This window comes from uncultured Parvibaculum sp. (assembly GCF_963975745.1).
Lineage (GTDB): Bacteria > Pseudomonadota > Alphaproteobacteria > Parvibaculales > Parvibaculaceae > Parvibaculum.
In genome coordinates, this window is the sequence record NZ_CAXBIB010000007.1 from 101351 (window position 1) to 125135 (window position 23785).

Consider the following 23785-nt stretch of genomic DNA (forward strand, 5'->3'; position numbering starts at 1 on the left):
AAAGCAGTTGCACGAGGGGCAGCCACAGACCACCAAATTCCAGTACCAACCATCTGCAAACGCTTACGATTTGCGGCAGACCCAAAATATCGATGCAGGAGCGACGCTATGAATTGCGCTCGTGCGATGATAACGTTTGTTCCATGCGAAAAGTCGACCGGCCAAAGCGTCAATCTGGGTCAACACTGCCGAGTTATAAATTTCGGTGAGGCCAAGCATCTCCGCAAGACGCGGGAGAGGCGAGAAGTCACAATAGGCCTTCGAAATGATCTCAAGTCCGGCTGCGTCCAGCGACGCCTGCATGATCTTTTCTGGTATTCCGCGTTCTCTGGCCGTCAGTCCGCGCCGAGGTTTTCGCCAGTCACCCATACTAACCGAAGGCTCTCGCAAAAGCAGGTACCCCCCTGGACACAAAACCCTGCCCATCTCCGAGGTGACATACGATACGTTTGGAATATGATGCAAAACACCGAAGCAGGTAATTAGGTCGAAGGTAGAATCTGGAAATTCGATCACTCCAAGAGAGTTCGGCTTCTTGTAGCTCACCGGTATCCCCCGAATCTCTGCGACTTTCAGCTGATCGCTTGGATCAAGAATGGTGATATGTCCCAGTCGATCCAAAATTGGCGCGAGTTCTTCAGCGTAAGCACTTCCGAATCCCAGCGCATGGGCGATCGGCCCGTCCGGCAATTGCGAAAAGCCGTGCTTCTGATTGAGCGCGTGGTAACCGTACACGTAGGATTCGTGGTCTTTGGCTCCGAGGTTTGCGTATCCCTCGGCTTCATCAGAGAACCATCGTTGGATACTCAGTTCATCGTAGTCGTTTCCGATCAGTTTCTCGCCCCGAAGATATGGACCGATGTCTATGTCACTTAAGCTGTCCATCAGAAACTCCCCGCATAAGTCTGCGGTCAAATGTATATTTCCACTTTCTCAAACCCGACAATAATGAACGCATCCCACATCACGCCAACCTGGTCTTTCTGTCTATGAAACGTGAGTCTGGAGCGCACTTTTTAGTTCCCCCTTACGAGACTCCTTCAATAGCGTCGTGGAATCCACGAAGCATGCACTCGAGTGACCGGGCCTCATACTGCCGGTAGGCGCAACGCCCAAGCCGAGAGGACAGGTCCGACTGCCTGCATATTTTCGTGATGGCCTGATCAAGTTCACCGGGATTGCCGTAAACGATGGCATTTTCTTCATTCCGGACGTTCTCGAACTCCGGCCCATGCCGCTCCTCTCGACAAGTTATGACCGGCACGCCATAGGCGAAACTGTGCAAGGCACCCAGCCCTACGGGGCCCGGCGACACGTAGGCGAAAGCTGTCGAAAACAAGCTAGCTAATGCCTCATGATCCACAACAGCCCCATGAAAGTGCACACGCTTCGACAAGCCGAGCTTTTCCACAAGAGCTTTGAGCTCTGGCTCCATATCCCCGCTACCGACAATGTCCAGAACCACATGTTGCGGGATTCGACTTAAACAGCGAGCAAAGGATGAAATCAGATCATCGATTCGCTTTCTGGGTTGGAGACGACCGACAAAGAGCAAGCTACTTTTCTGTTGCTGGCTATAGTCACGATGGTTCGGAATATGAATCGTATTCCACCCCATGAAAATGCGCTCCGGCCTAACACCCCGCGCGATCATCAAATCGATATCCTCTGATCCATACATAAGCAAACCATCGGCTTTCTTCATCAGCCAGTCCCGAACGCGGTTGGCCGTATGATTCTCACTATATCGATGGCCCCATAGAATGTTCCTGCCATCACACCTCGCGACGGAAGAAAGATAGATCGGCCAATGCAAATCGAACATCGCAATGACGGCGTCAGCATGCGCCACAGCGCGACGAACTTGAACCGGGCTCTGAATAAAGAAAGGGCCAATCTTGCGGCTCGATACAATCGTCTCGGCATAGATATTGTTTTCACCAACACTAGGACGCCCCGTGTGCACCACAGTGACGTCATAGTGCCTGGCGAGACCGTCAAACACCGGCTTACGGTATTCCATGACCTCATTCTGCAATATGACGACTCGCTTCATCACGATCTGTCACGCCCAGAATCGGATGTGCGAACATATCCGGCTATGGAAACGATCAACTGGATCGCGTAGCCGCCAACAAGCGCAAGGACGGCACCCTTCAGACCGAAGCACAGCGTAAGGAGTACAGTCAGGGCAGTACACGCAATAGCCCCGGATGCGCTATTGATCAGCAGCTGGCGCGATTTGCCAGCCACAAGAGAAAACCCGCCAAATATATTCGCAATGTTGAAGAGGGTGACCGCAACCGCAAACCAAATCAGCAGTTCCGCGAGTTCAACATATTCGGGTGACAGCAGAACATGCACAATCAGCTCGTCCAGAAGATAGAAGAGCACCACCCCCAAGGCGGCAATACCGCCACCGGCACCAAGCCAGGCAAGCCTCACATGTGCGGCTTTCTCGGCTTCCTTGTCTGCAAGTGCCCCGGCGAGTGCCGGCCGCATGGTCCAGTCGGTCACTCCGTTCACAAGTCCATAGGGACGCTTGACCAGCCCATAACCGATAACGAATAGACCTGCCGCGCCGAGACCCGCCGTCAGGGCGACAACATAACGGCCCAGCATTTCTGTTGTATTGGAAAGGACAGCCGCCGGGAACAGGGGCTTTGCCAAGTGAAGAATCGACTTCCGGATTTCGGGGTGAGCACCGGTACGAATACGTAAGAAAGCCGCCAACGCCTCACGGCGCAGGAAAAAGCCGGAGACGACGGTGAAGACCGCGGCGCCAGCAACTGTGCCCAACATAGCCATTTCGGCAGTTCCGGCAAAGAAATGCAACATGAACCACAGCCCGGCAAGACGCGCACATGCATCGCCGCCGTAAACAACAGCTGTGTCCCTCTGCCTTCTTTGTGCGGCGAGCAGAGCCATTTCGAAGGCCCGATAGCCCTCAACGACAACAAGGCTAGCTACCAGCAGCGGCAACCACGAGCTCAGACCCAGGCAAAACGATATTGGAACGCCGAACACAGTCAGCATGAGAACGGCGAGAAGACACCCCCTCAACACAAGATCGGCTGCACTGACCTGAAACGATACATCCCTGTCCTGATACCTGACGCGGTTGACCAATACGACTTGCGTCACAGGCCCGATCGCAATCCCCACAAAAATGGACGATATGCCAACCGCCAGGCCCATCAGCCCAACTTCAGCGGGCGCAAGATACGTTGCCCACACTTTGAGCGAGGCCAACATGGCACTAGCTGCCACAACTTGTCCGGCGACAACCCAAGAGCCATCACCGAAGAGATGGCGGGGCCTCGTCATGCGCCCCGGCTGCCTCTTTCTGAGCGTTCAGATCTATATAGCGAAGTCGTAATAGATCGAGATGACGCCCTCGAAGCCTCACTTAGAACGCGCCTTGCCTCGAAGGTCCCACTGCGCCTCCACAATGCAGTAACTCGTTTGCCGAACCCCAACACAATTGCAAATGGAAGCGCCGCCGCGATCGTCACCACCCATTGAATAAACGCAAGCTCAAGGCCCGACCCTCTCGCAAACGTCAAAACGGCCACGCCGAAGTAAAGCGCTCCAACTGAATAGAGGAGCCCCCGTCCGCGAGGCCGAAGAATAAAGTTCCTGAATATCCAGTCAAATCCAGAAAGCAAACCCGCAACCACTATCGCCCCAGCGAACCGGAAATTCATATAAGCCTCGCCGAGCATCGAAACGCCCCATGACCCGCCTTCTCGCCGGACATCATATGAAAAGAGCGTCGTATAATAGTGAACAGCGCTGTCCGGCTTCCAAAGACCAAGCTCACGGGGAAGCCATATATAGAACAGCTTTGCATAGGTCTCTCCCCAGAGCAGAGGAACCAAACCTTTTGACGACATATCTATAGCGTTGACGACATGAAAATACGTGTACGTTGCTTCAATATTGAGAAGAAAGTAGCCCCAAAAGTCATGCCACTCGAGATATGCGGCGACTGCGGGTAGAATATTGGAGATTCCACTCACCCCAAAAATCGCCGACGCCCTGACCACTGTCATGATCAGGACTAGGAAACCAAGTACAACTGCTCCACTCAAAGCGAGACTAACTCGGGATAGGGTCAACTGCCGTCTCTTCGCCAATATCACTTCAAACACAAGTATCGAATAGAGGAAAAAAATCGCCTCACGTTTCGAATGTGCCATTGCTAAGGCAAACGGAATAAAAGCTAAAAGATACAGAACTATCCGAGTTGAAGGCTGCTTGACGGCAAGAACCTGAAGCACATAAACAGCAAAGACGGCGCCAATTATCTGTTCGGCAAAGAATATCTCCCCATCCGCGAACACCAAGAGCGCGAAAAAAAATCCCAGCAGAGAAAGTAGAATGCCGCCAACGTGTTGTCGACGTTCGAGCCAAAATACCTGAGGTGCCTTGTAGTCCGAAAACAAGAGTATCGCAGCGACCACCCCCCCAAAGAATAACATCGAACCAACCGATGCATCCCAGCTCAGCGAGTAGCTTGCCATATATGGCACAACGATCTTGTTACCGTAGAATCCAGCAGCCCCTATCAGGAGGGACACATAGAGGTAGTTGACGGCGAATACAGACGGGTAGAGAAACACCATCAGATCACGGCCGGAACAACGCATAACATATGCGTTGAAAATCACGAGAATCAGCGAAAACGTTGTCAGGTTTCTTGCGTGAATGTCTTCGACAAGAAGATGACTAATAAGAACTGCCAAGAAAATCAGCGGTACACTGAAAAATTTCCCTGCTAAAAGGGTCGTCAGATTCAGAGAAGATCTTCGCATAGAGACTAAATGCCCGTGATTTTCGTTTTGTCGCGTGAGCTAAGCGAGCTTTTGAGGGCGGCGAACCAGCAGCCGACGGCATAGCCGCCGCACCGTCATCGTAGGTCGCTCGAAGGCGAGATAGAATACATATGAAAAGATAAGACAAACTAGCATCATGCCGCATAAGGCAAGAAGCTCCATTGATGTAACCTGGTCTGATTTCCCTAACATTGGTACTGCAAAAACAAAAAGAGGGTAATGAACGAGATACAAAGTATAGGAAAAGTCAGCGAGTATCGTTCCCTGCTTATAGAAAAATACTTTCAAGCCGGAGCGCGGGGTAGACATGAGAACCAACTGAGAGATGAGCAGCGCAATGCCCGCGGAAAGTATTAAGGTCGAAAAACCTTTTGACGGCAAGAAAGTCCAAGTGATTTGCATTGCACCTTCAGAACCAAGTTGAAGGCACACAATGCCGGTCGATGCCAAAGTCACTGCGGCGAGCAAAGCAAAAACAGATCTGCCTGTCGGCTTCCATATATAGACAGCAACGCCGAGCAGCCATGAAAACAGGAGATATGGTTCAAGAACGGAGAATACGATAAATGAGCAAACCACCAAGAAGAACGGCACGAAACCAGCCCGAGAAACTATGGTAGCCACTCCACCGCACAGCAAGTAGAACCAAATTTCATAAGATAGGGACCAAAGCGGTCCATTACTGTCCATTACTGGGACCAGCAATCCCTGCAGGGCAAAGAGATTCCCGAGCACAATGGAAATTCCGTCTGGCACGCCAACCAACGCCTGAACAAGCCAAGTAAAAATTATGGCAGGGATCAGCGGGAGGAAAATTCGCGTAATTCTATCCAGCGCGTAGTCCGAACCTCGAAATTGCCCAGCGCGCGACCGCTCAAATGCTCGGCCGCCCACCAAGTATCCACTCAAGACGAAAAAAACCACAACCGCTTCATACCCTAACCGGGTCGCAGCAAAGAAAATGCCAACCAAGAAACTCTGGCTGTCCGCCTGCAAAGATGAGTACTCAACAAACAGAAGGCCGCGAGCATGTGCGAGTGTGACGCAAAACGCCGCCAAAAATCGAAGCCAATCAAGCCACGGCAGGTTGTCCTTCATCGCAACACACCAAGTGCTTTCAATTTCAATACTGCATTCGCGCGAGCAATGTTTCCTATAAGCTCGGAGTACCGCACACTCACGCCTGCACGACCTTCCCGCCCGCCACGCCCGCCTTACGGCAGGCATTGCGCGTGTCGACGATGAGCAGCGCATGCGCGACAAGCGCGGCATAGTCGACATTGTCGTGATCGGTCACGATCAGCACCGCGTCGTAATCGGCCGCGAGATCGGCGCGCCAGGCCACGCTTTTCCAGCCGGCGAGTTCCGCATGCTCCCGCGTCTGCGGGATGACCGGCACGAAGGGATCGAAATAGGCGACCCGCGCCCCGCGGCGCTCGAGAAGCTCGATGATCTTCAGCGCCGGGCTCTCGCGCATGTCGTCGACATTCTTCTTGTAGGCGATGCCGGCGATCAGCACTTTCGCGCCGTTGAGGCCCTTGCCGCCATGCGCGTCCAGCGCCTGCGCCAGCCGCTCGACCACGCGCTGCGGCATGGCGGAGTTGATCTCGCCGGCCAGCTCGATGAAGCGGGTCGAGATGTCGTATTCGCGGGCCTTCCAGGTGAGATAGAAGGGGTCGATCGGAATGCAGTGCCCGCCCAGGCCCGGCCCCGGATAGAAGGGCATGTAGCCGAAGGGTTTGGTGCTGGCGGCCGCGATCACCTCCCAGATGTCGATATCCATCGCCTCGCAGACGATTTTCATCTCGTTTGCGAGCGCGATGTTGACGCTGCGGAAGATGTTTTCCTTGAGCTTGACCATCTCGGCCGTGCGCGTGCTCGAGACCACGACCACCTTGTCGATGAAGATCGAATAGAACACCTCGGCGATGCGCCGCTCGGCCTCGGTGTCGGCGCCGACGACCTTGGGGATCGTCGAGGTGGTGAAGGCGCCGTTGCCGGGGTCTTCGCGCTCGGGCGAAAAGGCGAGGAAAAAGTCTTCATGCGCGGCGAGGCCCGGACGCTCGAGAATGGGGCGGAGCACCTCTTCGGTCGTGCCGGGATAGGTGGTCGATTCCAGGATCACCATCTGCCCCGGCCGCAGCGATCTGGCGATGTCCTCGCCGGTGCGCACCAGATAGGACAGATCGGGCTCGCGGTGGCGCGTCAACGGCGTGGGCACGCAGATGACGATCACGTCCATCTCGCCCATGCGCGAAAAATCGGCGGTCGCCTCGAACCGTCCGGTCGCCACCGTCTGCGCGACCAGCGCATCGTCGATATGTTCGAAATAGCTGCGGCCGGCGGCCAGTGCCGCACATTTGTCCGGGTCGATATCGAAACCGGTTGTGGAGAGGCCCTTGCCCGCGGCAGCCATGCAGAAGGGCAGCCCGACATATCCGAGTCCGACAACGCCCACCCGGGCGCTGCGGTCGGTGAGCTTCCGGATCAGCTCGCCACTCGTCATCAATATCTCCATTGCTACCGCACCCGAGGGTGAAAGCCCCCGGGCAAAATCATTGTCACCGCAACGGCGCGGCGGTTCCGTCGTGCCTCAGGCCGCCGGCCACAAGGCGCTGCGGTCCATCAGAACCGGGCTTTCGCCGTTCAGGAGACGCAGCAACACGCAGACGCGGCCCTTGCCATCGAGCCGCTCGATCGTTCCGACCAGCTGCGCGAAGGGGCCCGACAGGATCTCGACGCGCTGGCCCGGCCGCAGCTCGGCCGCCATCAGACCCGAATTGTCTGTCATTTCGATGAAATGCTCGACCAGCCCCGGCGGCACCGGGGTCGGCCGCTCGCCGGCCATCACCAGCGAGCGGACGCCGAAAGTGCCGTTGACCGAGCGCCAGGGGCAATCGGCAATATCGAAGGCGACAAACAGATAGCCCGGAAAGAGCGGCACATGGCGCTCGATCTGGCGCCGCGCATGGCGCACGGTCTTGCGGCAACGCGGCGTGAAACTCTCGAAGCCCTGTCGCGCGAGATGCCGCTCGGCCGCGTCCTCGCAGCCCGGCTTGACGGCCGCGACATACCAGCGCCGGCCGGCGCCTTGCGCGCCCGGCCCGGTGCCACGATCAAGGGCACGAAGCGCCGCGCGCTGCCCGGCCGCGCCGCTCGAACGGAGCGCCGCCTCCGCCGCCAACGGCGCGGGAGCGTTAACGCAAGTTGTTGATACGAAACTCAATTCCAGCCCCCCCGGCCGCATCGGCCATCCCGTGCAAAACTACGTGGCGCCGCAGCATACCGCAACGACAGAAGCACAATCCGCGCACCGATCGGCCGGGTTTTACACCTCATGATTAACGTAGACGCCCTTTGGACGCGCCAATACTGGCGGAATGTCACAGGCCAGCATTCGGGGTCACGCCCGGCTTGCGGTTTTGCTTGCACGCACCGCGCCGCATTCCGTCCCGCAGGCATGCCTGTTATGCAGCCAGCGACGGGACAAAGTGATAAGCCCGGCATGTCGAGGCTGACGGCCTGTGCTTCCTCCTCTAGCCTGAGACCATCGGCCGCCTCCGTTTCAAGCTTCGCGCCCGCGCGAATTCACTCACCGGTTTCCGCCTTATGCCCGCCTCACCCATTCGCACCGCGTCCAGCGCCGCCGAAACCTGGCTTTTCCGGGGCCTCGTCGCCCTCATCGCCCTGGCGCCGCTGCCGCTCGGCAGCAACCGCCCCCTGCCCGCCGCGCTTCTTTCGCTGTTTGCCGGCCTGCTGCTCATCGGCTGGGCGCTTCTGGCGATGTTTCGTCCGTCCGCCTCGGGGGGTGTCATTCGCCGGCTTCGCGGGCCCTTCCTGCTTTTCGCCGCCGTCACCCTCTGGATCGCCGCACAATCGGCGCCGCTGCCCTTCGCCTCATGGGGCGACCCGCTCTGGGCCGAGGCATCGGCCGCACTTGCGCAGGATATCACCCCCCGCATCAGCATCGACCCTTCCGCCACGCGGGCCGCCCTCTCGAACCTCCTCGCATATGGCGCGGTCTTCTGGCTCGCCCTGCAGCTCGGCCGCGCGCCGGAACGCGCGGCTCAGGCGCGGCGCGCCATCATCGCGATCGGCAGTTTCTATGCGGTCTATGGCCTCTTTGCCTATTTCGGTGGCGCGCATTGGGTCTTCGGGCAACTCCTGGCCACCCATCCCGATGCGCTGATCTCGACCTTCGTCAACCGCAACTCCTTCGCCACCTTTGCCGGCCTGGCGCTTCTCGCCGCCGTTTCGGTCTTCCTTGAGCGCATCCGGCATATTCTGGCGCTGGCGCGCCCGGCCCGCCAGAAGGCGGCGCTGGTGATCGAGACCATGGTCTTCCAGTCGGGCTGGATGACGGCCGCCATGCTGACCATCGCGCTGGCGCTCTTCCTCACCGCCTCGCGCGGTGGCATTGTGGCAACACTGGTCGCGCTTGCCGGCCTTACCATGCTGCAATTGCGGTCCAGCGCGGGCGCCGCAAACCGGCGCGGTCCCATCGCCTTGCTGATCCTGATCGTGGTCGGCATCGCGCTGGTGATCGGCGGCGGCAATTTCATCGACCGCATCGAGAGGCAGGGCCTTTCACTCGACAATGATCTCAGATCGACGATCTTCGCGACCACCATCGAGGCAATCGGGACCACGCCCTGGACCGGGACCGGCGCCGGCACCTATGAACAGGCGATCGAGGCCTATCGGCTCAACGATCCGGATATCTTCAAGCTCTGGGAAAAGGCGCATAACAGCTATCTCGAAAACGCCCTCGAGCTCGGCCTGCCGGCAGCGCTGGCGCTCAATCTCGCCATCCTCTGGCTGGCCGCCATCTGTTTCAGGGGCGTGCGCGAGCGGCGGCGCGACCGCGCTTACCCGGCCCTCGGCGTTGCCGCGACGCTGCTGGTCGGTCTTCACGCGCTGGTCGATTTCAGCCTGCAGATCCCGGCGGTGGCCGTCCTCTACGCCTTTATGATGGGGCTTGCCATCGCCCAGTCGGCGCCCTCGCGCAAGCGAAGGGCGGCGACGGCCGAACAAGGCGCGGGGGAAGCGTCAGGTGCCGAGCGCGGCTGACAGCAAGCGGTCGAATTGCGGCAGCGCGCGCGGGTCTTCGCTCAACCGTTCCCGGAAGGCCGCCCGCGCGGCAAAACCGGCATCGAGATAGCTGGCGACCAGAAAACCCCGGAGCTGTCCGCGCCGCCACAAGGCCGGCAGATCGGCCAGCGCATGGGCGCGCATCTCGTCGGGCATCGCCGTCCAGTGCCGCATCACGATCCGGTGCTGCAGCAGCAGCGCCGAGGCCCGGCGCGGCGCGGTCAGCCGCGCCAGACGCAAGGCCGGCAGCACGTCCTCAAGTGACACCCCGGCGTTAAGCCCGGCATCGGCCAGCAGGGCCCAGGTCAACCCGTCGCCCGGCGCCGCGGCCGCGGCCAGGCGCAGATCGGCAAGAGCGGCCTCACGCAAGGCGGTCGCATCGGACAGCACGTCAACACGCCCGTCTTCCGCGGGATCGGTATTCTCGTTCGCATCGGCAAGGGCCGACAGGCGCCGCGCAATCCGCGCCCGGTCGCGGCGCAGCTGCGGATCGTCGGCCTGCCAGGCCAGCGCCGCGTCATGCGCGGCATAGGCGGCCTGGAGCGCCGCGGGCTCGATGGCCGCACCCGAATCGAGCGCGGCAACCGCCGCCGCGGCCGGGACAAGCGATGCATGGGCACCGATACGCGGCAGGCTCAGCCCCGCCAGCAGCGCGCCGAGCAGCAGCGCGGCCAGGATCGCACCCCAGGGCCTTTCACCGCGGGGACCCCTGATGTCGTCACCGCCCATGCGCATGCCGGCCTCAATTGACGTAGTAACGGCTGTATTTCCCGTAATAATAGCCGCCATCGCCATAGCCATATTTGGCCTGGGCGGCGGTATCGACCACGGCCAGAACCGCACCGGCGATATTGGCATCGTAAAGCCGGAGCTCGCGGATCGCGGCCTGGGCCGCGTCCTTCGGCGTCTCGTTCCAGCGCACCACGAAGACCGTCTCGTCGGCAATCCGCGACAGCACCCGGCTGTCGGAGACCGGCAGCACCGGTGCGCTGTCGAGCACCACGAGATCGTAATCGGCCTTGAGCCTGTCGAGCAGCAGGCGCATCTGCGTCGAGCCCAGCACATCGGGCGGGTTGGCGGTGCCGGTCGCGATCGGCAGGATGTCGAGCTCGGATTTCGGGTCCCTGATCAGCACCTGTGCGAGGTCCAGCCGCTCGGCCAGCAGCTCGACAAGCCCGGCTTCGGGCCGCTTCAGCCCAAAGGCCTTGTGCACGCTTGGATGCCGCAGATCGCAATCGACCAGCGCCACCTTGAGGCCCGAAGCCGCCGCCGCCCGCGCAAAGCCGGCCGAGGTCGTGGTCTTGCCCTCGTTGGGCAAAGCGGAAGTGAAGAGAATGACCGTTGGCGGGTTGTCGACATTCGACAATTGCAACGCGCTTCTCAGGCTGCGGAGCGATTCCGAGAAGGCCGACAAGGGCTTGACCAGAAGATAGTCCTGCGGGCTCATGACCTTGCCATCCGCCCCCTTCTCGGCCGGCGTCGCCGGCAGCGAGACCAGATGCGGCAGGCCCAGCGCCTGTTCGACGTCGCGCCCCGTCTGCAGCCCGTTGTCGAGATGCTCGAGCAGGAAGGCGAGGCCGACCCCCAGCATGCCCGAGAGAACAAGGGCCAGCGCCAGCGAAAGCGCCTTGCGCGGATGCGAAGGATTGACGGGCGGGGTCGCCGCCGAAATCACCCGGCTGTCCGGCGTCTGGAAATCCTGCTGCTGGCTGGTTTCCTTGAAGCGGTTGAGGAAACTCTCATAGACCGCCCGGTTGGCGGCCGCCTCGCGTTCGAGTTCGCGCAGCTGGATCATCGCCTGATTGCCGGTGCCGGCCTCGCCGCGAATCTCGCGCAGACTGTCTTCCAGGGCCCCGACGCGGGTCTGCGCCACCGACACATTGTTCTCGAGGCTGCCGACGATCCGGTTTATTTCCGAACCGATCTGGCGCTCGATATCGCGGCGCTGCGCCTCGGCATTGACGATTTCGGGATGCCGCGGGCCGTATTTGGAGGCCAGATTGGCAAGCTCGCGGGCAAGCTCGGCCTGTTTCTGGCGCAATTGCGAGATGGTGGTCGATTGCACGACATCGGCCATGCTCTCGATGGTGCCGCCGGAACGGCGGATCTGCTGGGCGCGCGAATATTTGGCCTCCGCCTCGGCAAGGCTGGTGCGGGCCAGGATCAGCTGCGCATTGAGCTCCGACAATTGCTGCTCGCTGACCGTCACGCCGGCGGCCGAGGATTCAAGCCCCTCTTCGGTACGGTAGATCTCGACCGCGCGTTCGGAATCCTGCACCTGCTGGCGCAGTTCCGCGAGACGCCGCGACAACCAGTCATTGGCCTGGCGCGTCGCATCGAACTTGGCCTCCAGCTGGTCGAGAATATAGAGGTCAGCCAGGCTATTGGCGATCCGCGCGGCCTTGGCCGGATTTTCCGAGACGAAGGAAATATTGATCACATAGGTCAGGCGCTGGCGCGTCACGGTGAGGCGCCCGAGCACGCTGTTGATCACCCCGTTGAGCTCGGCCCGGGCCCGGACATCCTCGCTTTGCGGCAGCGGTTCGGCCTCGATCAGCGACAGGGCCGTGCCGATCCAGACGCGGGGGTCGAGCCAGCGCAGCATCGAGGGCTCGCGCAAGGCGCCGTTGAATTCGGGGTCCTGAACAAGATCGAGGGTCTCGATGACGCGGGCGGCAAGCGTGCGCGACCGCAGGATCTCGACCTCGCTGTCGACCGTCGCGCTGTCGGGCGACAGGCCCGACATCACGGCCTGCATGTCGGTCACCTGCATCTTCTGCCGGTCGAGCAGGATCTGCGCTTCGGCCGTGTAGAGCGGCGTCTGCTGCAGCACCACCACCATGACGAGAGCGGTCAACCCGACAGTCACGCCCATGATCACGCCGAGGCGCTTGCGCAACGTCCGGTAGAGCGCCATCAGGTCGAGCTCGAGAAAGCCCTGATCCTCGGCCTCGATGCCGCCATAAGGCGCTCCGCCCTCCGCCCTTGCGGCCGCGCCCTTCACCGGTGCATTCATCGTTCTAATTTCCTCATCAGGACGCATCTGTCACAACGCCCTTGCCGCCTTGCCTGTCGGGGCCCCTGCCTTCGGGACGCCCGTACCTCTGTCAGATCGTCATCCTAGCCAATAGGCCACCGAAATGCGTAAACGGCGGCCCGAAACCCGTTGCCATCCTTAACGACGGCCCCGGCAGATGGCCCCGGGCAGACGTCTCCTGGCAGATGGAAAGGGCAGCAACGGTCGCCCGTGCTGCCCTGATACCCGGATTTGTTTCGCGTGACCGCCCTAAAGCGCCGCCCGCAGCGTCAGCCCGATTTCATTGCGCGTATAGTCGAGCCCGAGCACATTCGAGTCCCGGTCGGTGTAGTCGTAACCGAGCCCCACCGAGAAATTGCGGTTCAGCAGATAATCGATGCCGAGCCCGGCGCGGATCACATCGTCCGAACGGGCGATCCCCTCGTAATCCTGATTGGCAAAGGAGGCACGTGCACCGACGATCACGTTGCGCATCAACTCGTGATCGATCCTGAGACCCACCGACTGATCGAGGAAGCCCGACGCGCCGGCCGCGACCGTTTCTTCCACCGTCGAGGCCGCATTGATCCGTACGGTGGTCAGCGGCGTCACGAACCAGTCGACAGCCGCCCCGAAGGCAAGACCGCTGATGTCGGTGAGCGTCGGGTCGTCAAAGCTCTGCTCCTGATAGCCGATATAGACCTCGCCCTGGGCGAGGTTCGACAGGCGGAACTCCGAGCCGCCAACGACCGCCCAACCGTCCGAGTCGCGGTTGAGGGCCACAACCGGCGGCTTCTGATCGTATTCGCGCTGATTGAGCGTGCCCTGGATATAGAGATTGGTGTCGGGCGAGACGTCATAGCCCAGACGCAGGAACTGCTCGAATTCCTCGCGATCGCGGAAATCCTGATCGAGCACACCGCCACCGATCAGCGGCGCATCGTCATAATCATAATCGGCATAGCCCACGCCGACCCGTGTGGTCACCCGGTTGAAACGGTGAGCGAGGGCGGCATTCGCCTGAAACAGCGCATATTCGGTCGGCTCGGCCGCCAGACCCGGGGCGTTCGGCGCGCCGCGATCTTCGTGAAGCTGCGCATAGGACAGCCCGCCGCTGATATTCGTGTCCCGGGTGATGTCGACGCGGCCATTGCCGCCGACATTCCAGTCGAGCCGGTCCTCGTCGCTGTTGTCGGCATAGAGATACTGCGCCAGACCCGCATTGAGATTGAGCGCGTGCCGGCTCCAGGTCGACTGGACCGAGACGCTGGCGGCCAGCGTGGTGATGAAATCGTCGACTTCACCGACATTGGCCGCAAAGATATTGTCATCATAAGTGCCGGTGACGGACGCCTCGGGGAACACGGTAAAGCCCCCCGCCCGGACGCCGGCCGCGTCGTAGCCGGGACGCACCCGGTCGCGCACACCGACATTGCGGTTGTCGACAATTTCTTCCTGTGCGGATGCAACCGAAACCGGCACGGCATAGAGCGCCGTCGCAGCAATCGCGGCAATCAGTGTTTTCGACAGAAGTGAAGCGGACATAAGGATTTCCCCAAGTAAATCTGGAACCTGCAGTCCGGAAGCGGGCTACCGCCACCCGGCGACCGGTTACGCAACGTCAAATCCGATCAGGGAACACGCGCGGCCATATTCAATGCCGCAAAGGCCCCCTGTCGGCCATTCGCGCCCTAGTTGGGGCTTGCCGGCGTTTCCGGCGTCGAGTCCCGCGTATCGCCGGCACCCGGGGTCTGCTGCTGTTGCTGTTGTTGCTGCAATGTCGCGGTCCGCGAATCCGTACCCTGGCTCACCGAAGCCTGCAGCGTGGTATCGCCCGAGGCCTCGACCTTGGCCTGCATATTGGCCGCCGCTGTCGGATCGGTAATCCCGATCACGGCGATCGCGGCACCGAGACCGGCACCACCGGCCGTCTTCAGGCCCGGATTGTTGGCCAGCGCCAGCTTCGCGGCATCGCTTTTCGGATTGGTCAGCACATTGATGACCGCCTCGCCGGCGATCTCGGCATTGGCCGATGCCGTGACATAGGCCTCGACCGCGGCCGCAAAGGCATCCGGGTCGTCGGCATTGGCAATCAGAAGCGCCTCGATTTCAGCTTCCATTGCGGCAAGCTGCTCGGCGTCAATGCCCTGCGCCACCGCTGGCGCCGTCGCGAAAATCGCGGGCGTCAAAGCCATTGCACCGGCAATGACCGCGGCCGAGAATAGCTTCTTCATCGTGATACTCCCCATTTCCATAGTCCAATGACCGGGCCTCCACGCGCCCGGACCATTTCGTGCCGGTATCATCGCCTGACACCGGTCTTGCCACGATCCGGAAGCGGCGCCCATCCCGGGGCGTCACCAGCGGCCATCGCATGACCGTTCGACGGATCGCATAACGTCGATAGTTACCTCAATCTACAATCAACAGCACGCGTCTGAACATGTTTAATTGTTGGTTAACGCCGACTTTCGTCTCACCGTGATTCAAATACATCAGTTGTAAAAGGCAGATTCCGCCTTGATTCAAGCACGACGCATCTTGATTCAAGCTCGACTCCTTGCCGGATGACGATGACTCTGCGATGACAAGGCGGTACCCGCGTCGAAGATGCCGCAACAAGGCCGATCAGATGCTCAGAAGAAGCGTTCGGGAATGCGCACCACATCGCCGGGCAGCACCTTGACCGCCTGGCTTGCCGGATAGGCGACTTCGGCCCCCTCGCCCCGCGTGATGAAGACGCGATCCTGGTTGGCGCGGTAGGTGTAACCCCCGGCCACAGCTACCGCGTTCAGGATGGTCATGCTGCTGGTATAGGGATACTGGCCCGGACTTTCGACCTCGCCATAGATGTAGAATGGCCGATAATTGAGCACTTCGGCGCTGACGCGCGGATTGTTGAGATAGCCGTCCTGCAGCTTGGCAATCACCGCCGCCTCGAACTGGCTCAAGGTCAGGCCTTCGGCGTCGATCTGGCCGATCAGCGGCAGCGAAACCCGGCCGCCGCCGGTGACGTCGAATTCACCAGAAAGATCGGCCTCGCCGAAGACGATCAGGCGCAGCTTGTCGCCGGCGCCCAGCCGGTAATCCAGCGTGGCATCGGCCGGCAAGGACATGTCGCCGGCGGCTTGCGCCGTATGGCTGACCGGCCCCGGCATGTTGGGCCGCGGTCCGTCGGTGCAGGCGGCGAGCAGGAAGGCCATCAGGAGGACGGCGCTTGCCGTCAGGAATTGCCGCCATGGCAATATCCGTTGCCGCACCGGCAAAACCCCTTGTCGCGCCATCGCTGATCGGCTCATGGATACGCCTCCGCCTGCTGTTGCCGCCGCAGCCGGAGAAGCGGCGCGACGGTTGTCGATTGCCATTTCTAACATCATTCGGCGCGGCGATGGAGCGCAATCGGGCCTGATTCCTGCGCCTTTCTGCCGCCCTGGTTAATTTGCGGGCGCAACGCCGGTCTGGATCAGACGCCGGCCCTCGCCTTCCAGCACCAGCGCCGTCAACACGCCGGTCATGTAGGCGCCGGTATCGACGCCGATGCGATTGACGCGGAACTCGACCGCCTCGCGCGGCGTGTGCCCATGCACGATCACCTTGCCGTAACTGCTTGTGGAATCGAGGAAATCCTCGCGGATCCACAACAGATCCTCCTCGATCTGGCGGGCAAGCGCGATGCCCGGCCGGACCCCGGCATGGACGAAGAAATAATCGCCGAATTCGGCAGAGAGCGCCAGATTGTCGAGGAATTCCAGATGCTTGTCCGGCATGATCTCGCGGAAATGCGCGCGCGCGCGCTCGAAATCACCCGGGTCATCGGAGAGCGTCAACTCCTTGATTCCATAGGAATGCAGCGTCTCGAGCCCGCCATAATATTTCCAGGTACGGCCGAAACCGGCATCGTCGAGAAACTGCCTGAGCGCCAGCTCGTGATTGCCCTTCAGGAAGACGCGTTCGAAACCGGGTGCGAAATCGCCGGTCAGCCGGTCGATCACGGCCCTGGACTGCAGCCCGCGATCGACGTAATCCCCCAGAAAAATCAAGACCTTGCGCGTCCCCGGCGCGGCGGTGGCGGCATCGGCCTCGATCAGGCCCAGAAGCGCGGCCAGCAGATCGTCGCGGCCGTGAATATCGCCGATCGCATAGATCCGCATGCCGTCCGGCGCGCGCGGCACCATGGCCGGCGCGCCGCCGAACATGCCCCGCAACCGATTGAAGATCCCGCCCGGCACCAGCCACCTCGTTCCCGTTCGGCCCGACACTATCCGCTTTGCCTGCAAAAACAAGGAGATAGCAACCGGAATCCCGGCCGGCCCCGGCGTCTTTTGCCGGACCGCACCGCGCCGCGCATAGGCGCGCGCCACTCCATGATATATAGAAAGGCAGAACTCAGGAGACGACGCCTTGCCGCAAGACCTCAAAGCCATCGCCGCCGCCGATCATCTGGCCTCGGCACGGCGGACGCTTTCGCTGGAAATAGAAGGACTTAACGCCCTGATGGCGTCGCTGGACGGGCCCTTCACCGCGGCCGTCGAGACGCTCGGGCAGGCCACCGGCCGCGTCATCGTGACCGGCATGGGCAAGTCCGGCCATATCGCGCGCAAGATCGCCGCCACCCTGGCCTCGACCGGCACCCCGGCGCAATTCGTCCATCCCGGCGAGGCCAGCCATGGCGATCTCGGCATGATCGTCAATGGCGACGCCATCCTGGCGCTGTCGAAATCCGGTGAAGTTTCAGAGCTTTACAGTGTCATCTCGCATGCGAAACGGTTCGCGATCCCGCTGGTCGCGATCACCGGCGAGGCGGCAAGCGCGCTCGGCCGCGCCGCCGACATCGCGCTGCTGTTGCCAAAGGTCGAGGAAGCCTGCCCCAACAAGCTGGCGCCGACCACATCGACGACGATGCAGCTGGCGCTGGGCGATGCGATCGCCATGGCGCTGATCGAGCGCAAGGGCTTTTCTGCCAAGGATTTCAAGGTCTTCCACCCCGGCGGCAAGCTCGGCGCGATGCTGGCCCATGTGCGCGAGATCATGGAAACCGGCGAGGCCATGCCGCTGGCCCGCCCCGACACGCCGATGTCGGAAGCGCTGGTGATCATGTCGAAAAAGTCCAAGGGCTGCATAGGCTTGACCGACGAGAGCGGGCGCCTCGCGGGGATGATCACCGATGGCGACATCCGCCGCCACTCGGCCGAGGGCCTGCTGGCCCGGACCGCCGGCGAGATCATGAACCGCACCCCGGTGACGGTCAGCCCCGACATGCTGGCCTCGGAAGCGGTCAACCTGTTGAACAACAAGAAGATTACCAGCCTGTTCGCAGTCGAGGAGGGCAAGCCGGTCGGCATCGTCCATATCCACGACTTCCTGAAAGCCGGCGTCGTCTAGGCAGCGACCGTGATCTTGAGGCCGAGCGCCCGCACCACCTTGAGGACGGTGGCAAATTCCGGCCGCCCCTCGGCCGACAAGGCCTTGTAAAGACTGGCTCTTGTCAGCCCGGCCTGCTTCGCGACCTCGGTCATGCCCTCCGCCCGCGCCACGACGCCCAGCGCATGAGCGATCAGCGCCGGGTCGCCATCCTCGAAGACCGCCTCGAGATAGGCCGCAACATCCTGTTTTGTCTTCAGAAATTCGGCCGAGTCATAGGGTCGGGTCAATTCACGCGTCATCTTCATCCTCGTTTCGCAACTGCCGCGCCAAAGCCTTGGCGGCGGCGATATCCCGATCCTGGCGGCCTTTGTCGCCACCACACAGCAGGATCACAAGTGCCTTGCCTCGCTGAACAAAATAGACCCGGTAGCCGGGACCATAAGCGATCCGGAGCTCGCTGACGCCTTCGCCCACCGCCTTGACGTCACCCGGATTGCCGAGCGCCAGCCGATCGAGACGGACCAGAATGCGCGCCCGCGCCTGTGCATCGCGCAACCCTGCCAGCCAATCGCTGAATACCCGAGTCTGGCGTATCTCGATCATCGAAAATTTGTATCCCATAGGATACAAAAGTCAATCGAGAAAGAAGAAAGCCGGCGTCGTCTGACAGCGGACGCTGCAGACGCTGCGACAGCACTGTCATCAAACGGGGCCGGCCGGCAATCTTCCTGCAGTTTCAAGGTGATAGCGCTTGGAACCGGCATATGTGACAGCGCAGCCGATTTCCGCTACCCCCCCTCTGTCACGGAACTGTCAAAAAACTGTCACATACGGATTTCGGGCGCCGCCGGTCCGGCTGGCAGGACGCCGCCAGGCGACGAGCCGGACAACGGGTCCGACGGGGAGCAATAGGCGTCAGGCACCTGTTTTGCCATTCGTGCAAGGCAGGGCGAGTGCAGACACGATGTTTTGCCACTGTCGCCTCAATTCCATGACTGCGAATCCGGAAGCGATGACGGGGACGGCGCAGCCGGCGCAGCGTCACGCTCGGTACATTCCGACCCTCCTCCGGACAGCCGCGCGCAGATAGCATCGAAACTCAGTGTTTCAGTTCGCAGGCGTATTGCGTCGGCAACCCGCGATGACGGCTCGGCGGTCGGCTTTGCGATTTTCTTCCGAACCTTCCGCCACATCCCGAAAGGCCCCATCGCGATGCCGCATTCGCCGGAGGAGACACCCGACACCGCCCGGAAACATCGCCAGACCGAGCCGGAGCAGCCGCCCGCCCGCAAAGCGGGATCGGGTGCACACCGCCACGCCCGCTACGACTATCTGAACGATGCCAAGCTGAGCAAGGCGCTGGCCTACTGGAACATGAAGCGCGGCGCGCGATCGATGCCGCAAAAGGCCGACATCGTTCCCGGCGAGATCAAGCCCATCCTGCCCAACATCCTGCTGGCCGACGTCATGGAGAACGGCACACGCTTTCGTTGCCGCCTGGTCGGAACGGGGATCGTCAATGCCTATGGCGCCAACATCACCGGCAAATATGTCGGAGAGACGCTGCCGAACATCGACGACGACTTCACCCTCGATCTCTACCGGACAAGCTATCGCGAGCGCCTTCCGGTCTTTTCCCGCGGCACCTATGTCGCGCCCACCGAGAGCAGCCTGGTCGTCAACCGCCTGCTGCTTCCCCTGTCCGACGACGACAGGCTGGCCAATGTCATCATGGCCGTGCTGACATTTGAATATAAGGGCCCCGATCCGGGCGAACTGGGCTTTGGCATCCAGATCGATCCCTCGTCGAGCTATCTCGAGGTCATCGAGGACATCGACACGATCTTTACCGAACAGGGCATTGCCGAACAGGAATTGCCGGACTGAGGGGTCAGCGAACCGTCGCGAGCTGCAGGCCGCGGCGCATGACCGGGTGGCCGGACGAGCTCGGCGTCACGTCGACGACGGTATAGCCCAGCGCCTCAAGGCGCCGAACCTGCCGCAAGGTCTCCGCTTCGTCCGGCACCGAGATCCGGGCCAGCACACTCCCCGTTTCGGGGCGCTGATAGCAAATGATCTGGCGCATGGAAATCTCCGTCGGGACCGCGAAACCCTCGCTTGAATGTCGGGGGGGCGGGGTGTGTATCCAAGCGAGGGTTCCGGTCGTCCGTTCCCGAAGGACACGTCCAACTGGAATATCAGAGCCAGAATCAGATCGGCCTGCACAGAATCGGAATCTACGCACACATTCCGGAGCCCCATTGCGGGGGGCCGGCCCTCAAGCGGCGACGGTCATCCCGCGACCGGCCGGGGGCCGGCTTGACGGCGGCGGCAAAATCTGGAAATGTAAAAACATACCAACTGGTCTGTTTGTTTCGGATTTGCGACACATTCACACCGCTGGACCGGACGTTCCCCGATTGCAGGGCCGAGACGCGTGAGCAGCGATATTTCCCATCGAGAAGCTGTGGAAGCCGGGAGCGACGGCCGTCATGCGCGCGGCGACCGGACGCGCCAGCTGCTGCTCGAGGCGGCCTTCGCGGAAATCTACGAACACGGCTTTCAGGCGGCGCGCCTCAACGAGATCATCGCCAAGGCCGGCTGCACCAAGGGCTCGCTCTATCACCACTTCCCCGACAAGCACGCGCTGGGCCTGGCGGCGGCGGCCGAGTTCATGGGTACCTATATAAAGAGTGTCTGGATCGAGCCGCTTCATGAGACGGCGGATCCGCTGACAACGATCCGCAACATCATCCGGCGCCATGCCGATGGCGATGTCGGCATCGACCCGCGCCTCGGCTGTCCCTTCCAGAACCTGACCCAGGAAATGGCCGGCATCGATGCCGGGTTCCAGAAACTTTTCACCGACCTCTTCGCCAGCTTTCGCGGCGTCGTCGCGGCGGCACTGGCAAAGGGCCAGCAGAACGGGACCGTGCGTTCCGATATCGACCCCCAATGCGTCGCGACGCTGATCGTCGCCAGCCATCAGGGGGTCGCCAGCATGATCAAGGCGACGCAGAACCTCGAAGTGGGGAAAGCGGCGGCCACGGCATTTTTCGACTATCTGGACAGTCTGCGGCCGCCCCCGGCCGCCGCGGCGAGTGAGGTTGCATGAACGATTGGGTCGTCGCCTATGGCAAGGCGGTCGTGAAATTCCGCTGGCTGGTGGTCATCGCCGCCTTTGCCGGCGTCTTCTATCTGGCAAGCGGCGGGCGCTTCATCGAGTTCTCGAACGACTACCGCTATTTCTTCACCGAGCAGAACCCGAACCTGCAGGCCTTCGAAAAGCTCGAACGCACCTACACCAGCCCCGACACGCTGCTCTGGGTGCTGCAGCCTGAAGACGGCAAGGTCACGACGACCGAGCGCCTGGCCATCGTCAAGGAGATCACCGAAAAGGCCTGGCAGACGCCCTTCTCGATCCGCGTCGACAGCCTGACCAACTACCAGCACACCAGCGCCGAGAATGACGACCTGACCGTGCGCGACCTGGTGGCCGATCCGGCGAGCCTCACCGATGCCGAGGCCGCCGCCGTCGGCGCCATCGCGCTCGGCGAACCGGTGATCGCCAACCGGCTGATCTCCGACGACGAGACGACGACGGCCATCGTCGCGACGCTGAAAATGCCGCGCGACGACCAGGCGGCGACGGCGGAGGTGATGACCCATGCGCGCGCCCTGCTGGCCGAGATGCGCGCCGCCCATCCCGATATCCGCTTCGAGCTGACCGGCTCGGTGGCGCTTTCGAACTCCTTTGCCGAGGCCGCCCAGCGCGACCTCGCGACGCTGACGCCGGCCATGTACATGGTGCTGGCCCTGACCGTCTTCTTCCTGACCCGCTCGATCCCCGGCACCATCGCGACGATTCTGGTCGTCACCATGTCGGCCGCCGCCGCCATGGGCCTCGTGATGGGCTGGTTCGGCGTCAAGCTGACGCCGCCCTCTTCCGGCGCGCCGACCATCATCCTGACCATCGCGGTCGCCGATTCGATCCACATTCTCGTCACCATGCTGGTCGAGATGCGGCGCGGCCGTACCAAGCACGAGGCCATCATCGAAAGCCTGCGCGTCAACTGGGGCCCGGTCTTCCTGACCAGCATCACCACCGCCATCGGCTTTGCCAGCCTCAACTTTTCCGACGCCCCGCCCTTCCGCGACCTCGGCAACACGGCCGCTGTCGGCGCGCTGATCGCCTGGGCGCTGTCGGTGACGCTCTTGCCGGCGCTGGCCGCCATCCTGCCGATGCAGGCCAAGGACACGCTGGTCCGCCAGAGCGAGTTCATGGGCCGCATCGCCGAAGTGGTGATCGGCAACCGCCGCGTCCTGCTGGTGGCGATGACCGTGCTGATCGTCGGCTTCGCGACGCTGCTGCCGCGTTTCGTCTTCAACGACCGCTTCGTCACCTATTTCGACGAGCGCATGGAGTTCCGCGTCGCCTCCGACTGGGCGGCCGACAATCTGACCGGCATCTACCAGATCAGCTATTCGCTCTCGGCCGGCGAGACCGGGGGCGTGTCGAACCCGGAATATGTCGCCAAGCTGGAGGAATTCGCCAACTGGTTCCGCACCCAGCCGGAAGTGGTGCATGTCTCGACCTTCTCCGACGTGATGAAGCGCATCAACAAGAGCATGCATGGCGACGACGAGAGCTATTACCGGGTGCCCGACGACCGCGACATGGCCGCCCAGTTCCTGCTGCTCTACGAGATGTCGCTGCCCTACGGGCTCGACCTCAACGACCAGATCAATGTCGACAAGTCGGCGACCAAGCTGACCCTGACACTGACCGACATTTCGACGGTCGAGATGCAGGGCCTGATCGACCGTGCCGACACATGGCTGAAGGCCAACGCGCCGGAACACATGTATGCCTATCCGGCCGGCCAGGCGGTGATGTTCGCCTTTATCGGGCGCAACAACTTCAACGCCATGACGACCGGCACGGGCATCGCGCTGGTGCTGATCTCGGCCTGTCTGATGCTGGCCTTGCGCAATCTCAGGCTCGGCATTGTCAGCCTGGTGCCCAACCTGACGCCGCCCATCGTCGCCTTCGGCATCCTGGCGCTGTTCACGACCGAGGTCGGCTTCTGGTCGACCTTCGTGATCGCGACCGCGCTGGGGCTGATCGTCGATGCGACGGTGCATTTCCTGTCGAAATACCGCCGCGCCAGCATCGAACAGGGCAAATCGCCCGAGGACAGCGTGCGCTACGCCTTCTCGACAGTGGGCACCGCGCTCTGGGTCTCGACCTTCGTGCTGGTGGTCGGCTTCGCCATCCTGGCGCTCTCGCCCTTCAAGGTGAACGCGATGCTGGGCATCATGGTGGCATTGACCGTCGCGGTGGCGCTCATTATCGACTTCCTGCTGCTGCCGGCGCTGCTGATCACGGTCGACCGGCGGCGCCGGGCGGCCGCGGCACCCGCCGCAGCGCCGGCAACCGCCGACTGAGCGGCGGCGGCGATCGAACAGGGGCCGG

At 61.6% G+C, this 23785-nt stretch carries 21 protein-coding genes; 5 read left to right on the forward strand and 16 right to left on the reverse strand.

Annotated elements, in window-relative coordinates; all coding sequences use genetic code 11:
* Positions 1–63 precede the first annotated feature (63 nt).
* The 7 genes from AAC071_RS07565 to AAC071_RS07595 all read right to left on the reverse strand — a co-directional run bounded on the left by AAC071_RS07565 (position 64) and on the right by AAC071_RS07595 (position 8064).
* Positions 64–885 (reverse strand): methyltransferase domain-containing protein, encoded by an 822-nt coding sequence (locus AAC071_RS07565; RefSeq protein WP_339831375.1) that lies wholly within the window; start codon positions 883–885, stop codon positions 64–66.
* Positions 886–1027: 142 nt separating this feature from the next.
* A complete protein-coding gene (locus AAC071_RS07570; RefSeq protein ID WP_339831378.1) occupies positions 1028–2023 on the reverse strand; it encodes a glycosyltransferase in 996 nt (331 codons plus the stop codon).
* Between the two features lie 32 nt (positions 2024–2055).
* Positions 2056–3255 carry a hypothetical protein gene (locus AAC071_RS07575; RefSeq protein ID WP_339831380.1) on the reverse strand — a complete coding sequence of 400 codons (1200 nt, stop codon included), beginning with the start codon at positions 3253–3255 and terminating at the stop codon, positions 2056–2058.
* A gap of 68 nt (positions 3256–3323) precedes the next feature.
* The gene (locus tag AAC071_RS07580) at positions 3324–4628 is read right to left on the reverse strand and encodes a hypothetical protein (RefSeq protein ID WP_339831382.1); all 1305 of its coding nucleotides are present in this window, start codon (positions 4626–4628) and stop codon (positions 3324–3326) included.
* A gap of 228 nt (positions 4629–4856) precedes the next feature.
* The gene (locus tag AAC071_RS07585; protein WP_339831383.1) at positions 4857–5936 is read right to left on the reverse strand and encodes an acyltransferase; all 1080 of its coding nucleotides are present in this window, start codon (positions 5934–5936) and stop codon (positions 4857–4859) included.
* A 79-nt stretch (positions 5937–6015) separates the two neighbouring features.
* Complete coding sequence (locus AAC071_RS07590; protein ID WP_339831384.1) at positions 6016–7344, reverse strand: nucleotide sugar dehydrogenase; 1329 nt, start codon at positions 7342–7344, stop codon at positions 6016–6018.
* 87 nt (positions 7345–7431) lie between these two features.
* Positions 7432–8064, reverse strand: a complete 633-nt coding sequence (locus AAC071_RS07595) for a transcriptional activator RfaH (protein WP_339831385.1) — start codon at positions 8062–8064, stop codon at positions 7432–7434.
* Positions 8065–8447: 383 nt separating this feature from the next.
* Between AAC071_RS07595 and AAC071_RS07600 the strand changes: the two genes are divergently transcribed.
* Positions 8448–9908: an O-antigen ligase family protein gene (locus AAC071_RS07600; RefSeq protein WP_339831387.1), complete on the forward strand. Its 1461-nt coding sequence runs from the start codon at positions 8448–8450 to the stop codon at positions 9906–9908.
* Here the strand turns inward: AAC071_RS07600 and AAC071_RS07605 are convergent.
* The 6 genes from AAC071_RS07605 to AAC071_RS07630 form a co-directional block, all read right to left on the reverse strand.
* The gene (locus AAC071_RS07605; protein WP_339831389.1) at positions 9888–10664 is read right to left on the reverse strand and encodes a hypothetical protein; all 777 of its coding nucleotides are present in this window, start codon (positions 10662–10664) and stop codon (positions 9888–9890) included. The genes AAC071_RS07600 and AAC071_RS07605 overlap by 21 nt on opposite strands.
* A gap of 7 nt (positions 10665–10671) precedes the next feature.
* The gene (locus AAC071_RS07610) at positions 10672–12945 is read right to left on the reverse strand and encodes a polysaccharide biosynthesis tyrosine autokinase (protein ID WP_339831392.1); all 2274 of its coding nucleotides are present in this window, start codon (positions 12943–12945) and stop codon (positions 10672–10674) included.
* Positions 12946–13215: 270 nt separating this feature from the next.
* Positions 13216–14490, reverse strand: a complete 1275-nt coding sequence (locus AAC071_RS07615) for an outer membrane beta-barrel protein (protein ID WP_339831393.1) — start codon at positions 14488–14490, stop codon at positions 13216–13218.
* Positions 14491–14636: 146 nt separating this feature from the next.
* The gene (locus AAC071_RS07620; protein ID WP_339831394.1) at positions 14637–15179 is read right to left on the reverse strand and encodes a hypothetical protein; all 543 of its coding nucleotides are present in this window, start codon (positions 15177–15179) and stop codon (positions 14637–14639) included.
* A gap of 402 nt (positions 15180–15581) precedes the next feature.
* Positions 15582–16244: a polysaccharide biosynthesis/export family protein gene (locus AAC071_RS07625; protein ID WP_339831396.1), complete on the reverse strand. Its 663-nt coding sequence runs from the start codon at positions 16242–16244 to the stop codon at positions 15582–15584.
* Between the two features lie 135 nt (positions 16245–16379).
* Complete coding sequence (locus AAC071_RS07630; RefSeq protein WP_339831398.1) at positions 16380–17174, reverse strand: metallophosphoesterase; 795 nt, start codon at positions 17172–17174, stop codon at positions 16380–16382.
* 172 nt (positions 17175–17346) lie between these two features.
* Here AAC071_RS07630 and AAC071_RS07635 point away from each other — a divergent pair, with 172 nt between their 5' ends.
* On the forward strand, positions 17347–18327 hold the full coding sequence (locus AAC071_RS07635; RefSeq protein WP_339831399.1) for a KpsF/GutQ family sugar-phosphate isomerase: 981 nt from the start codon (positions 17347–17349) through the stop codon (positions 18325–18327).
* Here the strand turns inward: AAC071_RS07635 and AAC071_RS07640 are convergent.
* Together AAC071_RS07640 and AAC071_RS07645 are read right to left on the reverse strand one after the other, a co-directional pair.
* Complete coding sequence (locus AAC071_RS07640; protein ID WP_339831400.1) at positions 18324–18608, reverse strand: addiction module antidote protein; 285 nt, start codon at positions 18606–18608, stop codon at positions 18324–18326. The two genes, AAC071_RS07635 and AAC071_RS07640, sit on opposite strands and share 4 nt — an antisense overlap.
* The gene (locus AAC071_RS07645; RefSeq protein ID WP_339831402.1) at positions 18598–18912 is read right to left on the reverse strand and encodes a type II toxin-antitoxin system RelE/ParE family toxin; all 315 of its coding nucleotides are present in this window, start codon (positions 18910–18912) and stop codon (positions 18598–18600) included. The genes AAC071_RS07640 and AAC071_RS07645 overlap by 11 nt, the downstream gene beginning before the upstream one ends.
* Positions 18913–19521: 609 nt before the next feature.
* Between AAC071_RS07645 and AAC071_RS07650 the strand changes: the two genes are divergently transcribed.
* Entirely contained in the window at positions 19522–20196 is a 675-nt protein-coding gene (locus tag AAC071_RS07650) for a PAS domain-containing protein (protein ID WP_339831403.1), read from the forward strand.
* Between the two features lie 4 nt (positions 20197–20200).
* On the opposite strand, the gene AAC071_RS07655 is transcribed toward AAC071_RS07650, so the two are convergent.
* Positions 20201–20395 carry a hypothetical protein gene (locus tag AAC071_RS07655; protein WP_339831404.1) on the reverse strand — a complete coding sequence of 65 codons (195 nt, stop codon included), beginning with the start codon at positions 20393–20395 and terminating at the stop codon, positions 20201–20203.
* Positions 20396–20776: 381 nt separating this feature from the next.
* Between AAC071_RS07655 and AAC071_RS07660 the strand changes: the two genes are divergently transcribed.
* Together AAC071_RS07660 and AAC071_RS07665 are read left to right on the forward strand one after the other, a co-directional pair.
* Positions 20777–21424 (forward strand): TetR/AcrR family transcriptional regulator, encoded by a 648-nt coding sequence (locus AAC071_RS07660; protein WP_339831405.1) that lies wholly within the window; start codon positions 20777–20779, stop codon positions 21422–21424.
* Positions 21421–23757, forward strand: coding sequence for an MMPL family transporter (locus tag AAC071_RS07665; protein WP_339831406.1), 2337 nt, complete (start codon positions 21421–21423; stop codon positions 23755–23757). The genes AAC071_RS07660 and AAC071_RS07665 overlap by 4 nt, the downstream gene beginning before the upstream one ends.
* Positions 23758–23785 lie beyond the last annotated feature (28 nt).

Excerpts from the sequence above, each read along its gene's own strand:
- AAC071_RS07565 (WP_339831375.1), bottom strand. The coding sequence starts at position 885 with ATGGACAGCTTAAGTGACATAGACATCGGTCCATATCTTCGGGGCGAG.
- AAC071_RS07570 (WP_339831378.1), bottom strand. The coding sequence starts at position 2,023 with ATGGAATACCGTAAGCCGGTGTTTGACGGTCTCGCCAGGCACTATGAC.
- AAC071_RS07575 (WP_339831380.1), bottom strand. The coding sequence starts at position 3,255 with ATGTTGGCCTCGCTCAAAGTGTGGGCAACGTATCTTGCGCCCGCTGAA.
- AAC071_RS07580 (WP_339831382.1), bottom strand. The coding sequence starts at position 4,628 with ATGGTGTTTCTCTACCCGTCTGTATTCGCCGTCAACTACCTCTATGTG.
- AAC071_RS07585 (WP_339831383.1), bottom strand. The coding sequence starts at position 5,936 with ATGAAGGACAACCTGCCGTGGCTTGATTGGCTTCGATTTTTGGCGGCG.
- AAC071_RS07590 (WP_339831384.1), bottom strand. The coding sequence starts at position 7,344 with ATGACGAGTGGCGAGCTGATCCGGAAGCTCACCGACCGCAGCGCCCGG.
- AAC071_RS07600 (WP_339831387.1), top strand. The coding sequence starts at position 8,448 with ATGCCCGCCTCACCCATTCGCACCGCGTCCAGCGCCGCCGAAACCTGG.
- AAC071_RS07605 (WP_339831389.1), bottom strand. The coding sequence starts at position 10,664 with ATGCGCATGGGCGGTGACGACATCAGGGGTCCCCGCGGTGAAAGGCCC.
- AAC071_RS07610 (WP_339831392.1), bottom strand. The coding sequence starts at position 12,945 with ATGAATGCACCGGTGAAGGGCGCGGCCGCAAGGGCGGAGGGCGGAGCG.
- AAC071_RS07615 (WP_339831393.1), bottom strand. The coding sequence starts at position 14,490 with ATGTCCGCTTCACTTCTGTCGAAAACACTGATTGCCGCGATTGCTGCG.
- AAC071_RS07620 (WP_339831394.1), bottom strand. The coding sequence starts at position 15,179 with ATGAAGAAGCTATTCTCGGCCGCGGTCATTGCCGGTGCAATGGCTTTG.
- AAC071_RS07625 (WP_339831396.1), bottom strand. The coding sequence starts at position 16,244 with ATGAGCCGATCAGCGATGGCGCGACAAGGGGTTTTGCCGGTGCGGCAA.
- AAC071_RS07640 (WP_339831400.1), bottom strand. The coding sequence starts at position 18,608 with ATGACGCGTGAATTGACCCGACCCTATGACTCGGCCGAATTTCTGAAG.
- AAC071_RS07645 (WP_339831402.1), bottom strand. The coding sequence starts at position 18,912 with ATGATCGAGATACGCCAGACTCGGGTATTCAGCGATTGGCTGGCAGGG.
- AAC071_RS07650 (WP_339831403.1), top strand. The coding sequence starts at position 19,522 with ATGCCGCATTCGCCGGAGGAGACACCCGACACCGCCCGGAAACATCGC.
- AAC071_RS07655 (WP_339831404.1), bottom strand. The coding sequence starts at position 20,395 with ATGCGCCAGATCATTTGCTATCAGCGCCCCGAAACGGGGAGTGTGCTG.
- AAC071_RS07665 (WP_339831406.1), top strand. The coding sequence starts at position 21,421 with ATGAACGATTGGGTCGTCGCCTATGGCAAGGCGGTCGTGAAATTCCGC.